At 29.5% G+C, this 20,115-nt stretch carries 23 protein-coding genes and 2 pseudogenes; 16 read left to right on the plus strand and 9 right to left on the minus strand.

Annotation, left to right across the window (positions count from 1 at the left end; genetic code table 11):
- Both L8X50_RS06095 and L8X50_RS06100 read right to left on the minus strand, forming a co-directional pair.
- On the minus strand, window positions 1-2,095 hold a 2,095-nt coding region (locus L8X50_RS06095; RefSeq protein WP_263660677.1), incomplete at its 3' end, for a S8 family serine peptidase.
- A gap of 91 nt (window positions 2,096-2,186) precedes the next feature.
- Entirely contained in the window at window positions 2,187-3,407 is a 1,221-nt protein-coding gene (locus L8X50_RS06100) for a metal-dependent hydrolase (RefSeq protein ID WP_263660678.1), read from the minus strand.
- An 88-nt stretch (window positions 3,408-3,495) separates the two neighbouring features.
- Between L8X50_RS06100 and aroQ the strand changes: the two genes are divergently transcribed.
- From aroQ to fliY, 9 genes are read left to right on the plus strand one after another with little or no spacing between them, the layout of a single operon-like run.
- A complete protein-coding gene (gene aroQ, locus L8X50_RS06105; protein ID WP_133319632.1) occupies window positions 3,496-3,978 on the plus strand; it encodes a type II 3-dehydroquinate dehydratase in 483 nt (160 codons plus the stop codon).
- A complete protein-coding gene (locus L8X50_RS06110) occupies window positions 3,975-5,000 on the plus strand; it encodes a M24 family metallopeptidase (RefSeq protein WP_263660679.1) in 1,026 nt (341 codons plus the stop codon). Before aroQ ends, L8X50_RS06110 begins: the two co-directional genes overlap by 4 nt.
- Window position 5,001: 1 nt before the next feature.
- A complete protein-coding gene (gene folK / locus L8X50_RS06115) occupies window positions 5,002-5,475 on the plus strand; it encodes a 2-amino-4-hydroxy-6-hydroxymethyldihydropteridine diphosphokinase (protein ID WP_220566782.1) in 474 nt (157 codons plus the stop codon).
- A gap of 8 nt (window positions 5,476-5,483) precedes the next feature.
- Complete coding sequence (flhF, locus tag L8X50_RS06120; RefSeq protein WP_039667960.1) at window positions 5,484-6,866, plus strand: flagellar biosynthesis protein FlhF; 1,383 nt, start codon at window positions 5,484-5,486, stop codon at window positions 6,864-6,866.
- Window positions 6,859-7,722: a flagella biosynthesis ATPase FlhG gene (gene flhG / locus L8X50_RS06125; protein ID WP_133319628.1), complete on the plus strand. Its 864-nt coding sequence runs from the start codon at window positions 6,859-6,861 to the stop codon at window positions 7,720-7,722. Before flhF ends, flhG begins: the two co-directional genes overlap by 8 nt.
- Before the next feature lie 14 nt (window positions 7,723-7,736).
- Complete coding sequence (locus tag L8X50_RS06130; RefSeq protein WP_133319627.1) at window positions 7,737-8,093, plus strand: hypothetical protein; 357 nt, start codon at window positions 7,737-7,739, stop codon at window positions 8,091-8,093.
- Window positions 8,080-8,766 carry an RNA polymerase sigma factor FliA gene (locus tag L8X50_RS06135; RefSeq protein ID WP_133319626.1) on the plus strand — a complete coding sequence of 229 codons (687 nt, stop codon included), beginning with the start codon at window positions 8,080-8,082 and terminating at the stop codon, window positions 8,764-8,766. The genes L8X50_RS06130 and L8X50_RS06135 overlap by 14 nt, the downstream gene beginning before the upstream one ends.
- Window positions 8,766-9,857, plus strand: a complete 1,092-nt coding sequence (gene fliM / locus L8X50_RS06140; protein WP_133319625.1) for a flagellar motor switch protein FliM — start codon at window positions 8,766-8,768, stop codon at window positions 9,855-9,857. The genes L8X50_RS06135 and fliM overlap by 1 nt, the downstream gene beginning before the upstream one ends.
- Complete coding sequence (gene fliY, locus L8X50_RS06145; RefSeq protein ID WP_133319624.1) at window positions 9,847-10,686, plus strand: flagellar motor switch protein FliY; 840 nt, start codon at window positions 9,847-9,849, stop codon at window positions 10,684-10,686. Before fliM ends, fliY begins: the two co-directional genes overlap by 11 nt.
- Before the next feature lie 33 nt (window positions 10,687-10,719).
- On the opposite strand, the gene L8X50_RS06150 is transcribed toward fliY, so the two are convergent.
- Window positions 10,720-11,316, minus strand: coding sequence for a C39 family peptidase (locus L8X50_RS06150; RefSeq protein ID WP_263660680.1), 597 nt, complete (start codon window positions 11,314-11,316; stop codon window positions 10,720-10,722).
- Window positions 11,301-12,154 (minus strand): annotated as a pseudogene (locus L8X50_RS06155) (hypothetical protein). The gene L8X50_RS06150 and the pseudogene L8X50_RS06155 overlap by 16 nt, the downstream one beginning before the upstream one ends.
- A gap of 128 nt (window positions 12,155-12,282) precedes the next feature.
- Between L8X50_RS06155 and L8X50_RS06160 the strand changes: the two are divergent.
- The 5 genes and pseudogenes from L8X50_RS06160 (at window position 12,283) to mnmA (ending at window position 15,446) form a co-directional block, all read left to right on the plus strand.
- A pseudogene (locus tag L8X50_RS06160) lies at window positions 12,283-12,919 on the plus strand (hypothetical protein).
- 13 nt (window positions 12,920-12,932) lie between these two features.
- Window positions 12,933-13,115 carry a hypothetical protein gene (locus tag L8X50_RS06165; protein ID WP_052823866.1) on the plus strand — a complete coding sequence of 61 codons (183 nt, stop codon included), beginning with the start codon at window positions 12,933-12,935 and terminating at the stop codon, window positions 13,113-13,115.
- Window positions 13,112-13,639: a hypothetical protein gene (locus tag L8X50_RS06170; RefSeq protein ID WP_263660682.1), complete on the plus strand. Its 528-nt coding sequence runs from the start codon at window positions 13,112-13,114 to the stop codon at window positions 13,637-13,639. The genes L8X50_RS06165 and L8X50_RS06170 overlap by 4 nt, the downstream gene beginning before the upstream one ends.
- A gap of 192 nt (window positions 13,640-13,831) precedes the next feature.
- Complete coding sequence (locus tag L8X50_RS06175) at window positions 13,832-14,467, plus strand: TIGR00730 family Rossman fold protein (RefSeq protein WP_263659444.1); 636 nt, start codon at window positions 13,832-13,834, stop codon at window positions 14,465-14,467.
- Window positions 14,430-15,446 (plus strand): tRNA 2-thiouridine(34) synthase MnmA, encoded by a 1,017-nt coding sequence (gene mnmA, locus L8X50_RS06180; RefSeq protein ID WP_263660683.1) that lies wholly within the window; start codon window positions 14,430-14,432, stop codon window positions 15,444-15,446. Before L8X50_RS06175 ends, mnmA begins: the two co-directional genes overlap by 38 nt.
- Before the next feature lie 35 nt (window positions 15,447-15,481).
- On the opposite strand, the gene L8X50_RS06185 is transcribed toward mnmA, so the two are convergent.
- Window positions 15,482-15,733 (minus strand): helix-turn-helix domain-containing protein, encoded by a 252-nt coding sequence (locus L8X50_RS06185; RefSeq protein WP_039640720.1) that lies wholly within the window; start codon window positions 15,731-15,733, stop codon window positions 15,482-15,484.
- 92 nt (window positions 15,734-15,825) lie between these two features.
- Here L8X50_RS06185 and L8X50_RS06190 point away from each other — a divergent pair, with 92 nt between their 5' ends.
- Both L8X50_RS06190 and L8X50_RS06195 read left to right on the plus strand, forming a co-directional pair.
- Window positions 15,826-16,107, plus strand: coding sequence for a hypothetical protein (locus tag L8X50_RS06190; protein ID WP_043019362.1), 282 nt, complete (start codon window positions 15,826-15,828; stop codon window positions 16,105-16,107).
- Complete coding sequence (locus L8X50_RS06195) at window positions 16,104-16,352, plus strand: hypothetical protein (RefSeq protein ID WP_263659442.1); 249 nt, start codon at window positions 16,104-16,106, stop codon at window positions 16,350-16,352. Before L8X50_RS06190 ends, L8X50_RS06195 begins: the two co-directional genes overlap by 4 nt.
- A gap of 49 nt (window positions 16,353-16,401) precedes the next feature.
- Here the strand turns inward: L8X50_RS06195 and L8X50_RS06200 are convergent, their stop codons facing one another.
- From L8X50_RS06200 to L8X50_RS06215, 4 genes are read right to left on the minus strand one after another with little or no spacing between them, the layout of a single operon-like run.
- A complete protein-coding gene (locus tag L8X50_RS06200; RefSeq protein WP_263660684.1) occupies window positions 16,402-16,893 on the minus strand; it encodes a phosphatidylglycerophosphatase A in 492 nt (163 codons plus the stop codon).
- Window positions 16,894-16,895: 2 nt separating this feature from the next.
- The gene (locus L8X50_RS06205; protein ID WP_133319619.1) at window positions 16,896-18,062 is read right to left on the minus strand and encodes a sulfate adenylyltransferase; all 1,167 of its coding nucleotides are present in this window, start codon (window positions 18,060-18,062) and stop codon (window positions 16,896-16,898) included.
- Entirely contained in the window at window positions 18,040-18,915 is an 876-nt protein-coding gene (locus L8X50_RS06210) for a hypothetical protein (RefSeq protein ID WP_220566787.1), read from the minus strand. The genes L8X50_RS06205 and L8X50_RS06210 overlap by 23 nt, the downstream gene beginning before the upstream one ends.
- Entirely contained in the window at window positions 18,912-20,027 is a 1,116-nt protein-coding gene (locus L8X50_RS06215; RefSeq protein ID WP_263660685.1) for a bifunctional 2-C-methyl-D-erythritol 4-phosphate cytidylyltransferase/2-C-methyl-D-erythritol 2,4-cyclodiphosphate synthase, read from the minus strand. The genes L8X50_RS06210 and L8X50_RS06215 overlap by 4 nt, the downstream gene beginning before the upstream one ends.
- Window positions 20,028-20,115: the final 88 nt, after the last annotated feature.

Raw genomic sequence — 20,115 nt, forward strand, 5'->3', positions numbered from 1 at the left:
CAGGTTTTGGTTCAGGTTTTGGTTCAGGTTTTGGTTCAGGTTTTGGTTCAGGTTTTGGTTCAGGCGCGGCCTTATTAATACTAACTTTATCTTCATCTAATACAGCAACAAAATCAATACTATTGTTTCCTGATATTTCAACTTTTTCAAAGTCATTTATATTATTTTTTAATCCAGCTAAATTTATAGTAATTATATTGCCACTAGTGTAAAACATAGGTAATGGTATGTATTGTAATTTACCACCTTCTATTTGATAAGAATTTGCTATAAGTTTAGAATTACCATTATTTCCAAAATCAAGCTGCAAAATAGCATTGTTTTTTTGGTTATATAGACCTTCTACAATTAAATCGCTTAAGTCTTGATTTCCAGGTCTCACAATTCCTTGATTGTATAAATTATTTTTTATTAAACCATTTCCGCTAAATTTACCATTAGTTAAAACTTTAACCTCCCCACTTATAATTCCTTTATTATTTTGTGTTTTTATTAGGGAAAGCTCACCTTCTTTTACTATAGTTTTACCAAGATAAGTATTTTCTCCACTTAAAATTAACCTCCCTTGACCATCTTTGATAAATCCAATATTTAAATTTTGTATTTCATCTTTTGGAGAATTTAAAGCATCGAGTCTATGTAAACTATCATCCCATTTTTTTTGAGATATGTCATTGCTAAAAGTCGCGTTATATCCTTGAGTATTTATAGTATAGTAAGCTTCTTTTTCGCCATAAGTATCGGTAATATCTTGTGAATTTAATCTATTTGCATCTAAAATTCCTATACCATTTACGGCTTTTTCAATGTCTAGAATGCCTTGTCCTAAGATTTGTTCTTTTTTGAGAGTTTGTATTCCTTTGTAGTCTTCATTGGCATTTTGCACAAGTGGATATTTGTCGATTAGATTGTTTAATATCTTATCTGCTTCAAAACTCCAATATCCAGCATCTATCAAATCTTGTTTTATTTTATTTTTATCATCAGGGATAGGCGTATCTATATAAATAATAGTATAATAGGATTGTTTTCTTCCATTGGAAGTATTAAGAAGTTGAGTTTCTTTTACTGTTAGTTTTGGAGTTTTGTAATTTTTATTTGCTGTACTTAATAAAACATCAGCTATTTGTTTTCCATTTAAAAAAGGGAATTTTTCTGACACTAAAGCAGCAGCTCCACTTACCATAGGAGTTGCCATAGAAGTACCACTCATTTTAACATATAAATTTTTATCAGGTCTTCCAAAAATGGGTTGTATATTATAAGCAGCATTAACTGAATTAACAAAACTTCCAGGTGCTACTAATGAAAAATTTTCAACTCCTTTTAATCCATTGCTATACGATGCTATAGCTTTAGAGGATAATATAAGTTTTCCATTTTCATCTTTTGTAATTTTAGAAGAATCAATGGCTCCAATGCTAAGCCATGATCTTAAATTTTCATCATAATAAGGAAGAGTAGCATTAAATCCAGGTGATACTATACCCTCATTTCCAGCTGCAAATAGTATTAGAATGTTTTTTTCTTTTGCTAACTTTATAATCCCATCAAGCGGTTTATTGTTGTTTGCTAAATTTAAAAAATAATTAGAATTTTGCTTTTTAAGATCTGATACATACCACCCGAGCTGACTCATTCCTACTATTGGATATAATTGCGTATTCCAACTATTATTGATTATTTTTATTTCTTTATCTTTAAAATAATCATAAATATTATAAGGAATTATTTTTTGACTTCCATTGTTATAGCCAAAAATTTGAATTCCATACATTTTCGCATTGTAAGCAATCCCATATGGTTCTTTAATGTTTTTAAAATTACCAAGTATAATTCCTGCTACATGTGATCCGTGAGTGTCTACTGTTAGATCAGGAGTATAAGGTTTATTATTTACTGTTGAGTATTGTTGCTCTATGATTTGTCCTTGCAAACTAGGATGATTTGCATTAAAAGCAGAATCTATAATACCTACATTTATATTTTTTCCTGTGATATTAAGATCGTGTGCTTTATGAACATTAATAACTTCAAAATCATTTAAAGCTAAAATTTGAGTTATAAAAATAAATATTATTAAATATTTTTTCATATGACTTTCTTAAATTTTATTAAAGATTCTTATAATTTTTAAGTATAACAGAAATATTTTAATTTTGATTAGAAACTCTTGTTTAAGATATTTATATTATTTCTTTTCCTTCTATAAAAAGTTTTAACACTTCTTTGCTTTGTAAGATAAATTGCAAAGGAAGTTGTTTTAAATTTGCACTATTTGGTAAAGCAAAAAGACTAAAATCAGCTATTTTGCCTTTTTGAATTTGACCTAGGTTTAAATTTAAGGCTTTTGCGGCTTTATTTGTTGCCATTAAAAGTAACATTTTGGCAAAATTTTCTAACTCTAAATCATCATGTATAAGTAAATTTGCTCTCATTTCATCAAGCATGCTTAAAGAAGTATTTGAACTTAAGCCATCGGTTCCTAGATGGATATTAATACCATTTTTTAAAGCAGATTTTAATTTAAAAGTATTTTTACTCAAAAGCCTATTTGAAAAAGCACAATGCGTGATTGAGTGCAGATTTTTATCTAGCAAATTCCATTCTTTAAAATACACGCAATGTGTAAATAAAGTCCTTTGATCTTTAAAAAGTTCTAAAAAGCTTTGCGGAGTGTAAAGTGGCATAGGATTTTTGCTAAATTTAGCCAAGCTCTTTTTAAAACCACCTTTTTTAAATCTTAGCCAGTTGTTTTCATGATTACTTTCAAGAAAATGTGTGCTTAGTAAATGATCATTTTCTCTAGCAAGTTTTATAGCAAATTTAGCAAGCTCTGGGTGGGTTGAGTAGGGTGCATGCACTGAAATAGCAGGGATAAATTTAGAAGTTTTAAAGCTCATGCTTTTTTCATAACGAGTTAAAAATTCCTCTTTTTTTGCTTGGATAAAATTTTCATTTGAACCTAAAATTTCATTAAAAAATATCACTCTAGCTTGTGAATTTACACAAGGGTTTAAATCGCCCCCAAAGCTTGAAATTTCTCCTATAGTAGCAGTGCCACTTTTTAGCATTTTATGAATATTTTGTGAGATTAATTTTTCTTTGGCTTTTTCGTTTAATTGCTCGCGGTTATTAAAAACACTATCAAGCCATTTTAAAAAGTCTCCAAAGACTAAATTTCCATTATTTGCACTAAATTCTAAATGCGTGTGTGGATTGATAAAAGCAGGTAAAAGTAAGGTATCTTTTGGAGTTGGTATAAGCTTGGCTTTCGGATAGGATTTTTGTAAATTTTCTAAGCTATCAATTTCTAAAATATTATCATCAAAAAGAATAGCTTTTTTTTCTAAAATACTAAATTTATCATCACAAGTTAGGATGATTTTGGGTGCTATTATAAACATTTTCCATCCTTTAAAAAGGTAAATTGTAGCTAAAATTTAGCTTTAAAGTGTTATAATATAGTAAATTTTACTAAATAAAGGTTAGATTATGAAAGTTATGGTGATACAAGGACCAAACATTAATATGCTTGGTGTAAGAGAAACTCACATTTATGGTAATATGAAAATGGAAGATATCCACGAGCAAATGAAACAAGCCGCAAAACAAGCTAATGTGGAGATTGAGTTTTTTCAAAGTAATTTTGAAGGTGAGTTAGTTGATAAAATTCAAGAATGCTTAGGCAGTGTAGATGGAGTGATTATTAATCCAGCTGCTTATGCACACACTTCTATAGCAATCCGCGATGCGATCGCAGCGATTAATATGCCTGTGATTGAAGTGCATATTAGCAATACTTACAGAAGAGAAGAATTCAGACAAAAAAGCATGATAGCACCAGTTTGTGCAGGTAGCGTGGTAGGTTTTGGTCCTTTTGGTTATCATATGGCTTTAATGGGACTTTTCCAAATTTTTGATCAAATCAATGCATATAAAGCAGCTCAAGCAAAAGCACAACAAGCAAATCAATGAATTTTATCTTAAAAAACGAAAATGCACTTTTTTATGAGTGTGGCTATTCTTGCGATAATGCTTTGTTTTTAAAACTTGAAGATAAAGCTTTTTTCATCACTGATGCAAGATATAGCTTTGAAGCTAGCGAAATGATAAAAAATGCTAAGGTGGTTTTAGCACAAGATCTTTTTGCTAGTGCTAGAGAGCTTTTAGAAAAAGCAGGAATTGATAGGGTGTGTTTTGACCCAAAAGACTTTAGTTATTTTGAATTTAAAGAACTTAGTAAAAGTGCAAATATCGTTTTTGAAGAAAAATTAGACTTAAGTAAAAACAAACGCATTATAAAAAATGCCAAGGAATTACAGCTTTTGCAAAAGGCTGTAAATTTTGGTAAAGAATGTTTTGAAGAATTTGCTAAATTTATCAGCCAAGAAGGCCATGGAAAAAGCGAAAAAGAATTACATTTTAAAGCATGTGAAATTTTTCAAAAAAAAGGTGCTTTAGAACTTTCTTTTTCACCTATTGTAGCTATTAATGAAAATGCGGCTAAAGCACATGCTTTACCTAGTGATAAATGTTTAGAATATGGAGATTTGTTATTAGTTGATGCGGGTGTGGTTTATCAAAGGTATTGTTCTGATCGCACAAGAACGGCTTGTTTTGATGAGAATGGTATAGTTTTTGATAAAAATAAGCCAAATTTTAAAGATAAAGAAATTATGCAAATTTATGAAGTGGTTAAGCAAGCTCAACTTCAAGCTATAGAAAAAGCACGCGTTGGTATGAGATCAAGTGAGCTTGATTTTATCGCAAGAGAAGTGATTAAAAACGCAGGTTTTGAAAAAGAATTTATTCATAGCTTAGGGCATGGAGTGGGGCTTGATATACATGAGTTGCCAAATATTAGTCCAAGAAGTGATTATGAGCTAAAAGAAGGTATGGTATTTACCATTGAACCTGGAATTTATATCAAAGATAAACTTGGCATTAGGATAGAAGATATGGTCTATCTTGATAAAGAAAAGGCAGTGGTGTTATAACTTGCTGATTAAAGGGGCTAGAAGGTTAGAAAAAATTCGTTTTTTTCCTTTTTATTCAAAGGCTGATAAAAAAGGAAAATACATAGCCATTATAGGACTTGGAAGCAATATAGAAGATGAAAAAAAACGCTTTCGGAGTTTATTTAGGCTTTTAATGCAAGATAAACGCTTGCAAGTATTGCAAACATCGCCATTTTTGATTAATAAAGCTTTTGGCTTTGAAGAGCAAAAAGACTTTACTAATGCAGTGATGGTTGTAAGCACAAGTTTGCATGCAAGAGCACTTTTAAAAGTTTTGTTTTTTTATGAGTTTAAATTCAAAAGAAAAAGAACTTTTAAAAATGCTCCTAGAACGCTTGATTTGGATTTGTTGTATTTTTCAAAAAAAGCGCGTAAAGATGAGTATTGCATAGTGCCTCATGCGGGGGTAAATGATAGAATTAGCGTAACTTTGCCTTTGGGCTTGTTAAGATAAGGAAAAATATGGGACAATTGATTCATACTTTTACGGTTGAAAGCACAGATGAGATTATACCTAAGGTCAAGCAAGATTATGGCGATAAGGCTTTGATAGTAACTAATAAGCAAATTCGCCCAAAAACTATCAATCAAAAGCCTTTGTATGAGGTTATAGTGGCGATTGAAGAAGCTGATTATGAAGAGCATTTAAAACAAAATAATTTGCCTATGCCACCAAAGAAAAAACCAAACACAGCAAGTTTTCCTGAGGCTAAAATTCAAGCTCCAAAACTTGAAGATGAAAAAAAAGAAGAAGATGTGGTGCTTGATTTTTCTTCAAAAGCTAAGCAAAAACCTATTAATCCTTATTTAAATACAAGCAAAAAAGATGATAATTTTTTAAATTTAAAAAACAAACTTTCTCAAGTTAGTTCAGAAATTAGTAAGGTTTCAAACTATCAAGATTTTTCTATGCCAAATCCAAATTATGATAAAAAAATAGAAGCTTTTGAAAAACAAATGAACAAGCTTAATGATAAAATGAATTTACTTGTGGATATGATGTGGGATGATAAGGCAGATTTACGCAAAGAATTAGCTATACCACCTGAGTTTGCAAGTATTTATAAGCAAGCTAAAGCAAGTGGTATGCAAGAAGCGCATTTAGAAGCGATTATGAAAGCAACTATTGAAAATATGCCAAGCACTATGAAAGCAAATCAAGAAGCAGTGCAAAGGTATTTTTACTCACTTTTGCGTAATATGCTTCCATGCCGTTTAGAAAGTGAAATTAAAAAGCAAAAAATCATGATGTTAGTAGGTCCAACAGGAGTAGGTAAAACTACAACTTTAGCAAAGCTTGCTTTTCGCTATGCTTATGGAGATAGACGCTATAAAACCGGTATTATAACTCTTGATACTTATAGAATAGGCGCAGTAGAACAACTTTTTCAATATGCTAAGATGATGAAACTTCCTATTATTGATAGTATAGAGCCAAATGACTTAGATGATGCGATTAGAAGTTTAAATACTTGTGAGGTTATTTTAGTAGATACAACCGGAAATTCACAGTATGATAAGGCAAAACTTGAAAAAACAAAAGAATTTTTATCGCATTCTAATGCGCAAATTGATGTGAATTTAGTGCTTTCAGCAAATACAAAATATGAAGATTTATTAGAAACTTATAATAATTTTTCATTTTTAAATATAGACACTTTAATCATTACAAAATTTGATGAAACAAAAGTATTTGGAAATGTGTTTTCTTTGCTTTATGAAACTAGCACTCCGATGAGCTTTTTTTCCATAGGTCAAGAAGTACCTGATGATATAGAAGTAGCAAATAGCGACTTTTTGGTGCGTTGTGTGTTAGAAGGTTTTAGAAGGGATGAAAATGAGTAATCAAGCAGAAAAATTAAAAGATCTAGTAAAAAATGAAAACTCAAATGTAAAACATACCCATTTTATCGCAGTTACTAGCGGTAAAGGTGGAGTTGGAAAAAGTACTTTTAGTGCAAATTTGGGCAACATCCTAGCTAAAAATGGATATAAAGTAGGGCTTTTTGATGCAGATATAGGGCTTGCAAATTTAGATGTGATTTTAAATGTGCGTGTAGAAAAAAACCTTTTACATGTTTTAAAAGGTGAATGCTCACTAGAAGATATTCTAATAGAAGTCAAGCCAAATTTATGGCTTATCCCAGGTGAGAGTGGCGATGAAATTTTAAAATACAATGATAAAAATATTTATGAGAGATTTTTAAATCAAACAAGTATTTTAGATGATTTAGACTTTTTAATCATTGATACAGGAGCAGGTATTGGTGGCAATATAGGGAATTTCTTAGAAATGTCTGATGAGGTTATTGTCATAACTGTACCTGATCCTGCCGCAATTACCGATGCTTATGCTACTATAAAAACTACTTCAAAGACTAAAGAGAATTTATTAATGGTATTTAATGTAGTTAGAAATGAAAATGAGGCTTTAAGAATTTTTGATAATATTAAAAAAGTAGCAGATATTAACATTAAGCATAATTTAAATTTAGAATTTTTAGGATTTTTAGGTCAAAGTAAAGATATTAGTTCTAGTATTAAAAAAAGAACTTTATTTAGCGATGATGATACTAATGCAAGTGATGAGCTAAAAGCCATAGCTTCTAAGCTTTTATATAGGTTGGAACAAAAAGTGCTTAATAATGTGGGAGATAAAAGCATTATGAGTTTTTTCAAAAAGCTTTTGGATCGTTTTTAGATTGAAGGAAAAAGATGAGACCAGAAAATTTTGTTGCTTTTTTTACTGTTTGTGGTTTTTTTATAGGATTAATGTTCACCATAGTTAATATAGAAGATGCAGTAGAGATAGTTGTGTATACTTGTTTGATTACTTTTGTATTTTATGTGTTAATCCATATAGTAATTATGATTTTTGTAGATGCAAATAAAATTAGTGGTAGAAGCTTTAATAAAGAAAAATATGAAAATGAAAATAATAGCTTTATAGCAGAATTAGCTGCAAGAGAAAAGAAAATGGATTACTTGCTTGAAAAACTTCAAGAAGAGCGTGAAGACCTTAAAAAACTTGATAGCTCTTCAAAAAGAAAAGTAAAACATGCAGCCGCATAATGCTTATGCTTCTACGCTAAAAAAAGAACAAGATGACTTAGTCATCTCTTATATGCCCGCATTAAGAGCTATGGCTTTTAGACTTAAAGAGCGTTTGCCTGCAAGTATTGATGTAAATGATTTAATTAGTATTGGCGTAGAAGAGATGATTAAACTCTCGCGTCGCTATGATAAAGAACAAAATGACAATTTTTGGGGTTTTGCAAGAAAAAGAGTAAATGGAGCTATGCTTGATTATCTAAGAAGCCTTGATGTAATGAGTAGAAGCAATAGAAAAATCATCAAAGATATTGACGCTATTATAGATGAGTTTTATCAAGAAAATGAAAAAGAACCTGATGATGAGTATTTAGCACAAAGATTAAATTTAGAAGTAGAAAAGGTAAAAGAAGCAAGAGCAGCTCATGCTATATCGCTTGTTATGCCTTTAGATGAACAGCTAAATTGTTTTAATGATAGTAATATCATAGAACAAATAGAAAAAGAAGAATTAATAGAAAAAATCAACGCGGTTTTGGAAGAATTTAAAGAAAGAGAAAGGCTTGTGATACAGCTTTATTATTATGAAGAATTAAATTTAAAAGAAATTGCAGAGATTTTAGAGATTAGCGAGTCAAGAATTTCACAAATTCATAAGCGTTTGCTTAAGAAGATTAGAGAAAGGCTAGTTTAATGGCTGAAATACTTTCCCAAGAAGAAATTGATGCTCTTTTAGAAGTCGTTGATGATGATAGCGATGATAGTGCTGCTTCTTCAAAATTAGAAGAAATAGAAGATAAAAGAGATATTGTAGTATATGATTTTAAGCGTCCAAATAGGGTTTCAAAAGAACAACTTCGTTCTATTAAAGGAATTCATGATAAATTAGCTAGAAATCTTGCTTCGCAAATTTCATCTATGATGAGAAGTATAGTTGAGATTAAACTACACTCAGTTGATCAAATGACTTATGGTGAATTTTTGATGTCTTTACCTTCACCGACAAGCTTTAATGTTTTTTCTATTAAGCCTTTAGATGGAAATTGTGTTTTAGAGATTAATCCAAGTATTGCTTTCCCTATGATAGATAGGCTTTTGGGTGGTCAGGGTGAAAGTTTTGACACCTTAAGAGAGCTTACAGAAATAGAACTTAACTTGCTTGATTCTATTTTGCGTATTATTATGCAAAGGCTTAAAGAAAGTTGGATGAATGTTACGGAAATTTATCCAAGTGTTGAAGCAAAAGAATCAAGTCCAAATGTTGTGCAAATTGTTTCTCAAAATGAGATTGTTATCATGGTGGTAATGGAGATTATCATAGGAAATTCAAGTGGTATGGTAAATATATGCTATCCAGTTGTGCATTTGGAAAGTATTTTGAGCCGTTTAGCAAATCGTGATATTATGATGGGTGAAACTTCGGCTAAAAAGTCAAGAAATAAAGAACTTAAAACTTTGATCGGTCGTGCTGAAGTGATTTATGAAGCTATGCTTGGTAAAACTTTTATCAATGTAAATGAATTTTTAGATTTAAAACAAGGAGATATTTTAAAACTTGATAGAAGTGCAGATGATAAAGCTATAGTAGCCATAGATAAAAAAGAAGTATTTTTAGCTCAAGTAGGACTTCATAGATTTAGAAAGTCGATTAAAATCTTAGAACTTATTAAAACTGATAAAGATGAGATTAAAGAAATGCTTGAAAAATATGAAGATGAAAGAAGAGCAAAGGCAAATTCTTATGATGAAAATGAAGAGTTAGAAGAGGAAGAAGATGATCAATGATTTTTTAGGCATATTTGTCAACGAGTGCATAAGCACAATAGAAGGCTTAACAGGGAAAAGTGCTGAATTTAGCGAGTATTATGAGTATGATGTAAATTCTCAAGATTCTATGACTCCGCCATTAGTTAGTGCTACTTTTAGTGTCAATAATGAGATGAAAATCAAAATCTTAGCAAGTGCGGTTTTAATGAGTGCAATTGGTGAGTGGATGATGGGAGAAGAAGAAATCTCTAAAAATAGTGAGCTAAATGAAGATGAAATGGACGCGGCTAAAGAAGCTATACAAAATATCATTTCAGCATTTTCTACAACCTTAGGTGCACAAAAAGAAATTCCAAAAATGGAATTTAGTTTAGAAAATTGTGAATTTGTTGCAGATAGTCTAGAACTTGGCGGCTTTCATAAAATATATTTATATAATGTAAAAATAGCTGATTTAGAAGAGAAAATTTCCTTAGTATTTGATGAGAAAATTTATAAAGTTTTAACTAAAACTGATTTAGAAGAAATTGTTACAACTCATGAAGAGCATACTCAAGACCATAAAACCTTAGCAAGCGTTGAAGAGTTAAGAAATATCGGCTTGATTATGGATGTGCGTTTGCCTATAAGAGTGCGTATTGGTAGTAAAAAAATGCTTTTAAAGGATGTTTTAACTATGGACATAGGTTCAGTTATCGAGCTTGATCAATTAGCTAATGATCCTTTAGAAATTTTAATAGGTGATAAAAAGATTGCCTATGGGGAAGTAGTTATCGTAGATGGAAATTTTGGAGTACAAATTACTGAGATTGGCTCTAAAAAAGAAAGATTAGAGCAATTAAGATGAAAAATTAGTTCTCTAATCAAAAAACAATAAAAATCAATATAAGCTAAAAGGCTTAAAATCAAAATGCAAAGATTTTGGAGTATTTAGCTTGAAAGGTTTTAACTCTTTTTTAGGAGCAACAATTAAAGCATAACCGCCTTTATTATATCTATCCCAAATGCTAAAAAATTGACTTTTAGAGCTTATGTATTCTCCATGGCTTGGATCAAGCACTTGTAAATAATTCCCCTTGTGATTAATAATTACCACAAAATGTGGGAAGCGTGGGTCATCTTCAATTTTTACAAGCATTGGAATATTTACAAGCTTGTCTAAGCTTTCTCTATTGATTTGGTATGAATTGCTTTCATAACCTAGCTTTTTAACTGCATCGCTTAAATCTGCAAAGCTTACCATATCCGTATAAAGCTTTTGTCCGCTCATGGTTTGTAAAAGTTTAAGCTCATCAAACTTTTTATCATCAAGTATATTGATTAAAGTTGCCAAAGATGAAGCCCCACAAGATTGCTCATAAGTTTGTCTTATTACTCTTTCGTTTTTAATTTCTTGATAAGACTTGATTACCCATTCTGCTTTTGCACTCAAAGCAAGAATGGATAAGAATAATAAAATTTTTAAAATTTTCTCCATAAGCTTATCCCAAATATACTATCAGGCGAAGCAGAACTTCCCCCAAAACTAGCATTAACAGAAACTGCGGTATCTGAATTAATGCTATAAGTAGAACCTAAACTTAAAGTTGGAATAGAACGCACTTCAGAATTTTGATAGCCATTGATTTTTTGCTCGGTTTGAAATCTTTGCTCTGCTCCTAAATCCAAAGTAATCTTAGGACTTAGTATGATAGATAAATCCCCACCCACATAAATACTATTTCCATACTCTATTTTAAGGGTTTTAAATTTTCTTGATTGATTATAACCAAAACCGGTATAAATGCTATATACAACAGGGTCGCTATATCCCCTTAAACTAGCTTGTAAGCTTTGTGATTTTAGATAAAAGTTTTTGGTTTGATTGATTGCTTTTTCTCTTTGAATGACTGCAGTTTGAAAGGTAATTTGTGGAATTAAATCTGCAATGCTATCTCCTGTATAAATAAAACCTAGCCATAAACATCAAAACATATTCTGTTTTTACTAGAATACTCATTTGTAAAAAAGTTTGTATATTCAGCTCTTGTATAACTTCCGCCCCCTGACACAAGTATATCGAACTTGGGTGTTAGGGTATAAATGAAAGTTTGAGTTAAAAACACTTGCTTTGTATCATTCCAAATTGTAGGATCTCCACCTACAATGATGTTGGGATAAAGTGCATAAGAATTTGCATTTCCTGTACTAAGCAAAGAAAAGCTTGTGATACTTCTTAAGCCTATTTGCTTTTTAAATAAACTGTCTATACTTAGTTCATCACTAGCAAAAATACAACTAAGTAAAACCATAAATGTTAAGAAAATCTTTTTCATTGTTACCTTTCTAAATATTTTTAGATTTTTTCCATTAAAACAATAAATGTTTCAAATAACAAATTGATTTTAATATGTAATTTATGATATTCTTTAAAAAAGAGTAAAAATAGCTAAAAAAGGAAGTTATGTTAAAGAAGTTAGCAAGTTCTTTAATTTTAGGTTCTTTGTTAGTAAGTTCTGCTTTTGCTGGGGATTTTTTAGCTAAAGTTAGTAATGGTGCTTTAAGTGATAATTCTCAAGGCGTAAAAGTTCTAAATGTAGATGAGATGAAACAAGTTAAGGGTGGGTATCAAACTAGCTTTAAGCTAGTTGGGAATAATGAGTTTTTAGCTTTTGCTAAGCCTAGTTGGACTTCAGAATTAACCTTATTTCAAGATAGTAACGGAGATCAATATTATTGGAATAGAGAAGGGCTTGTCCGATTTGGTGGAATGTGCGGTATAGATACCACAAATTGCTTAGTTAATGGAAAACATACATACACAAATCAACAAAGACTTTTGGAAACTATGAGTATAGTAGGAAATGATCCTTATCACAATTTTATTGGATATACTGTAAAAAGAAATATTGGTGTTTCTAATTTAGGAAAAAGATTTGTATATTTCTCCTATGGTGTAGCTGTTATTAACGAACAATTAGGTAGTTGGTATAGAGTAAAATCGAGCACTGTTTTAAACAATTACAAAGTAATTAAAGAAATAAGTTCAAAATATAAGAATGATCATGGAATTAGCTCTTGGTGGTTATTCTATAAAATAAAAAGGATAAGTTAATGATAAACGGTATAAATTTCAATTTAAATCATCATCACACTATCTTAAATTTAAATAATAAGAAAGAAGATGAAAAATTTTCAAATAATACAATGACTGAAAATTCTATTTATCGTGGGAAAAATTTGAATTTAATTCTAAAATATTCGGACTTGATAAAAGTATTAGCAAAAAAGATATGAAAAAATTTAATAACTTTATGAAGTCAAATGCTTTAAAAGATCCAAATAAAATAGAAAAATCTTCACTTAAAAATCTTGGTAAAGATTATAATAGTTGGGATATAAAAGATGAAGATATTAAATTGATGAACTTTTCCTCTTACTCTCAAATGTTTAATCTTGGATCTGATATTACTAAAAAAGCATCTAATTTTAGAAAAGAATTTAATAATCTTATGCAAGAAGATTTAACTCTAGAGGAATTTAAAACTAAATATCTTGATTTTAAACAAAGACACGATGAGTTTGTAAAAGAATTTGAAATAGCTATGGGCGATAAAATGTTACTTAATGATAATAATGATACTAGCATACAAGAAAACAAAGAAACTTTTAAACCTATACAAGCAGAAAGTAAAAACAAAGAAACTTACAAAGATGATAATATAAGAAACGAGCTTGTAAAAAAACTATTAGAAGGTAAATTTAGTACAAGCGATGAGTTGAAAATTCTTTTTGGTGTTAAAATAGATGTAAAGATTTAAATAATAACGAATTTACTAAAATCTTTTCATAATTAAGTGTGTATAATATATAAAAGTGTGAATTTGAAAGTTTAGAAATTTAAAAAAATCTAATTTAATGCAGTTTGCAAAAGAAAATTATTTAAAAATTACATAAAAGATTATTATAAAAATTTAGCTAGAATGGAATTTATTTTAACTAAAGGTTATAAAATGAATGAAAAAATAATCCAAGATTTAGAAAAATTTGCTAACATGCCAAACCTAAAAAATGCTATAACTTTTTTTGGTTCTGCAAGATTAAAAGAAGACAATGAGTATTGTATTTTGGCTTCAAAATTAGCTCAAAAGTTAGCTGATGAGGGTTATGGCATCATCAGTGGCGGTGGCGGTGGTATTATGCAAGCTGCAAATTACGGGGCTATGCAAAGTCAAGCTTCGCACTTGAAATCTTTTGGATTTAATATACATTTACCATTTGAGCAAAAAGCAAATGACTTTTTAGAGTATAATATCACTTTTAAGAGCTTAGCCATTCGCAAAATGGCTCTTATCCAAAAGAGTCTAGCTTTTGTGATTTTCCCAGGCGGCTTTGGAACATTAGATGAATTTTTTGAAATTCTTACTCTTAAGCAACTTAGTTTTAAAAAAGATGTTCCTATTATTTTAGTTGGGCAAAAATTTTGGCAACCTCTTGATGAATTTATCAAAACTTCTTTACTAGAACTTGGAACTATATCTAAAAATGATGAGTTAAAGTATAGTATAAGTGATGATTTAGATGAAATTATAAGAATGATAAAGGAAAAAGATGAAAATTCTTGTTGCAATGAGTGGGGGTGTAGATAGCACTGTAACTGCTTATAGGTTAAAGCAAGCAGGACATGAGATTATAGGTTGTTATATGAAGCTTCATGGAAAAGCTAATTATCATGAAGAAAATATACAAAAAGTTGAAAAAGTTGCTAAATTTTTAGACATCAAATATCATATTTTAGACTTACAAGAAGATTTTAAAAATCAAGTTTATATGCCTTTTGTTAATACCTACAAAGAAGGAAAGACGCCAAATCCTTGTGCTTTGTGTAATCGCTTTATTAAGCTTGGCAAGCTTTTAGAATTTGCTAAGAGTTTGGGTTGTGAGAAATTAGCCACAGGTCATTATGCAAGGATAGAAAATGGTTTGATTAAAATTGCAGTTGATGAGAGTAAGGATCAAAGCTATTTTTTAGCAAATGCAGAGAAAGAGGCTTTGGAATATTTGATTTTCCCTCTTGGAGAGATGAGAAAAGAAGATGTGAAAAAATTTGCTTCTACAATCGATGTTTTAAAATCTTTTGCAACACAAAAGGAAAGTTCTGAAATTTGTTTTGTGGAAGATACTTATGTGCAAGTTTTAGATCAGTTTATGGATACTAAAATTCCAGGTATTGTAAGAGATAGTAGTGGCAAAGAAGTAGGAAAACACGAAGGTTATATGCACTATACCATAGGTAAAAGAAGAGGTTTTGAAGTGCGTGGGGCTCATGAGCCACATTTTGTATTAAAAATTGATCCTAAAAAAAATGAAATCATAGTAGGTAAAAAAGAAGAACTTAAGATAAGTGAATTTAATCTTGATAATATTAATTTATTTGTTGATGCTAAAGAGCTAGATTGTGAAGTAAAAATACGCTATAGATCAAGATCGACCCCATGTAAAGTTTTGATTAATGAAGATAAAAGTGCAAAAATCATTTTACAAGAGCCTGTTTATGGGCTTGCTAGCGGACAAATGGCGGTATTTTACGATAAAGATTTGGTTCTTGCAAGCGGATTTATAAATTAACGCTAAAGGGTTGCACCCCTTTGGCGTTGTAGTGTTTATTCTAATAAATCTTTTAGTGGAATTTCTAAACTTTTAGAAATTTTATATAGGTGTTCCAAATTAAAATGTTTACCATATCGATTACACTCACAATTTGAATAAAACGCAACGGATTTTATACCTATATCTAAGGCTAGTTCAAGCTGAGAAATTCCTTTTTTCTCTCTAAAATTTCTTATATTTGATGATACTTTTTTATAAAAATTTAAAATTTCTTCTTCGCTAGAATTGCTAAAGTCCTCTTCCATTTTTTATCCTATAGGATTAATATGAAATTAAACTTTACAAAGATATAATTTTTTTAAATATATCCTATAGGATAAATTAAAGAGGTAATAATATGATAAAGAAAATTATCAGTAATAACAGAAAGAGAATTTTTGACACGATCAATACAAAAGAAGTGAAGATAAAATATCTTGAAAATAATGAAATTTGTATTACGCTAATAAATATAGAAGATAAGAAGTTTAATAATTTTAGATTTAATTGTTTGGAAAATTTTAAAGATGATATTTATAAATTTCTTACAGAAGAAACACAAGAAAACTTAATGGAAATAAAAAATTCTATTGCTCAATTTAGTTATCAAGAAAATTTAATGTTAGGAGTTGGTCAATGAAAAAAATTATAATATTATGCGTTTTAGCAAGTATGAGTTTTGGTTATTATTTAATTAATAACCCTGATGATTGTTATGTTGAAGAGCAAAATTATGAAAGTGCAATAAAGGACTATGAATATTATCAAAATAATTACAATTACAAAGCAGCTCAAGAAGCAAAAAGAAAATTGGAAAGATGTTATAGAGAAAAACAACTTAAACACATGAGAGACGTAAAAAGAAAACTTGATCAAAATTGGTAAATTAATAAAATTATAGTGATTTATTTAAAGAATAAATCACTTTATAGAGTTAAAATATCTCCATAATGCTTATATCAAACCATAAAAGATCAAATTTAAGTAAAATTCCATAAATTACTGCACTAAATAATCCTGCGAAAATTCCTGCTAAAACATCATCTAGCATTACACCCAAACCACCTTTTGTTTTTTTGTCAATTTTACCTATGATAGAAGGTTTTGTGATATCAAAAAATCTAAATAAAACAAAAGAAAGCAAAAAAGTAAAAACACTCTGTCCGCAAATTGCCAAGGCTAAAAATACCCCAACAACTTCATCTATTACAATATGCTTATCATCGTGTATGCCTGTTTGTTTTTCATATTGATCGATGATTTTTATAGAGATTAAAAAAAGTAAAATTGCAAGCAAGATCAAAGTTCCTATGCCCAAATACCTTAAAATAAAAAAAGCAGGGATTAGTGCTGCTATCGTGCCAAAAGTTCCTGGAGCTTTATTAATACTACCTGAATAAAAAAAAGTTAAAAATAATTTTTGCATGATTACACCATATATGACATTTGATGAAGTTTTATAAGTTGCTCATAAAATTCTTTATCGCTTCGATACTCTAAAATACCATGTGTAGGGAAAAGATTACTATAGATATTTTGTTTATTATGAAAGCGATTTGGGAAAAGCTCAGATAAAATCAAAGCTGAAATTTCTCTTCTTATAAAAACTGCTGGTGGAATGATACCAAGTCTAAGTAAATTTTTTAAAGAATCACCATGGTATTTCATATGATGATGAGCTCCATGGGGACATGATTTGGTACTTACTACCATTTTACATTCATCACAAAATACAAATTCAGGAAGTATGGTAACTTCTATATTATAATCTTTTGCAAAATCATCAAGCACGGTAAAGGTTCTGTTTTGATTAAAATACATTCCAAGTCCTGCATGATTTTGTCCTACAAAAAGTTTATTGCAATCAAAACTTTTAGCCAAAGCACACTCAAGCACAGGGTTTAAATGCGAGGCAAAAATTTTGATATTATGCAAAGGTATGAGTAAAACCCTAGAAGATGGTAAGTAATTTTGCGCAAAAACATCAAAACAACGCTTTTTGAGTTTTAAGCTCAATCCGTTGTTTTCATAGGATTCTATAAGGAAAATAATCACTAAATCAGATTGTTCTATAGCCCATCTTAAAATTCTCTCATGTGCTCTATGAAAAGGATCAAAACTTGAAACAATGGCTGTGATATTAGAAGGATTTAATCTTTTTTTGATTTTTTCAAAATCTTCTTTAATGGCTTTGATATTATTGTGATAAATTTCAAATTCGCCACTTATACAAATTTTTCCAAAATCTTGGATCAAGCAAGCATTAGGTCTAAAAATATCATTGCTATTTTTATCATTTTCAAATTTGCTTTCTAAAATGATATGTCCTATGGGTTTATCATTGCAAATAAAGTCTATTTTATCGCCAACTTTTGCATTTTCTAAAGCAGTATTATTTTCTTTTGTACTTGCAGGTGCAAAGGTAAGAGTATAAGGAATTTTTTGTTTATGTATCATTCCTGTGGCTATAACTTCATCTCTTTCTTTTTGATTCATTAATTTTGTAAAAGAACCAAAAACTCCTTCTTTGATAAAACATAAAACTTCGTATTCTTCTTCTGAGATTGTAATACTATTTTTTCTTTGTAATGCCATATTTTTTCCTTTTTTCCCATAAAGATTTTCTAGAAATTCCTAATTTTTTTGACAAATCTGTATCAGGAAAGACATTTTGATAACTAATGATAATATGTTTAACATAATCATCAATAGTTAAAATTCCATTACTTTCGAAGTTTTTCTCATCCTCACCCAGTTCTAAAATTTGAAAATCACTATGTTCAACATTTGTACTTGTATGTATAATAACAGCTTTTTTTAAAGCAAGGTTTAACACTTTTTCTTTGTCTGATGATTTTAGAGTTTGGAAATTTACAAGATAGTATAAACAATTATCTTTAAAGATTTTATCTAAATTTTGTTGATGTGAAAGATCTATGTAAATATTTGCGACATTATGCTCATTGGTATAGTTAAATACAAAATGATCTGCAAAATTTTGATTATTAGTTTTTAAAATCAAAGGCAATTTGAATTTTTTATAATCAAAAGTTGGTAATTTAGCTGTCTCAAATTTATGTTTTAAATAAGACTGATAAGTATGATTTAAAATATTTATTTTCTTAAATTCTTGAAAATGTTTGATTTTTCGCGTTAATTCTTCTATCATAAAAGGCTTTTGTATATAATCACTCGCACCGGCTTTTAGTGGCGCTAAAACTGTATCTGAGCTTATATAAGATATAAGTAAAATAATAATTTTATGCTTAAAAATTTCTACAATATGTTCAAAATTAGCCATACTAGTAGAAAGCAAAATGATTTCATAATCATGATGAGCAAGCTCATTAACATTTGCAATAATATCACAATCATAACCTATAGAATTAAGTTTTGAACCTATGCTTTGAGCTAAATAAAATTCATTTTCTACTATTAAAACTTTCATAATTTCATCCAATCAAAATATTTTAAATTCGCACTTACTAAAACAGCAATTCCTTCTTTTCTTCCTACAAAACCTAAATGCTCTGTGGTGGTGGCTTTGATATTGATTTTATTTGGTGTTACTTTTAATATTTTGGCTATATTAAAAGCAATATCTTCTTTAAAATCTTTCATCTTGGGCGTTTGTGCAATGATTGTAATATCAGCATTCACAAGCTCAAATCCATAATTTTGCACCAAAGTATAAGCATTTTGCAATAAAAGCATAGAATCTGCGTTTTTATATTGTATATCATTATCTGGAAAAAGTTCTCCAATATCTCCAAGTCCTGCTGCACCTAAAAGCGCATCAATTAGTGCATGAGCTAGCACATCTCCATCAGAATGAGCTTTCAAGCCCATATTTTCATGTACTTTTACTCCGCCTAAAAGTAAGGCCCTTTGCTCTCCAAATTCATGCACATCAAAGCCATTTCCATTAAAAATTTCCCAAGATGGTTTTGGTAAATTTAAGCTTTTTAAATCTTCTTTAAAGGTAATTTTTTTAGCTAACTCATCACCTTGTACATACCAAATCTTACCACCAATAGCTTGTATTGCTGTACTATCATCGGTAAAATTTGCATTTTGCTCTAAAGCTTTTTTGAGCATACTTGTACGAGAAAGTTGAGGGGTTTGTATGAGTTTTATTTTATCTCTGTCGATAACTTCTTGAGCATAAATTGCTGTATCGCTTACTTTTAAAACAGGTGTAATACACTCTGCTTTATCGTAATTTTCTATAATATTATTAAAAAGGTTTTTAGAAATCAAAACCCTTGCGACATCGCTAACTAAAACATATTCACTTTGTACTAAATTTAAAGCATTAAGTAATGATTGTGCTCTTGTATTACCGCCTTTAACAAAATGATACTCAGGTGCAAATCTTTTCATATAAGAAATATTACCAGAAGTAACAATTACTTGTTTAAAAGGGTAAAAAGAACTTAAATTTTTAGTTGCATAAAGCCATAATGGATGTTCACCTAGTCTTAAAAACTGCTTTTTTACCGGAGCATTAAATCTTGATGACTCCCCTGCTGATAGCATAATCAAGGAAATATCTAACATTTGTTACACCTTAATTTTTTATTAATGTTACGATATTATACACCATAAAAGCCAAAATTTATATTTAAGTTAGTAGAATTAATCATTT

This window comes from Campylobacter sp. CNRCH_2013_0898h (assembly GCF_025772965.1).
Taxonomy (GTDB): domain Bacteria; phylum Campylobacterota; class Campylobacteria; order Campylobacterales; family Campylobacteraceae; genus Campylobacter_D; species Campylobacter_D lari_D.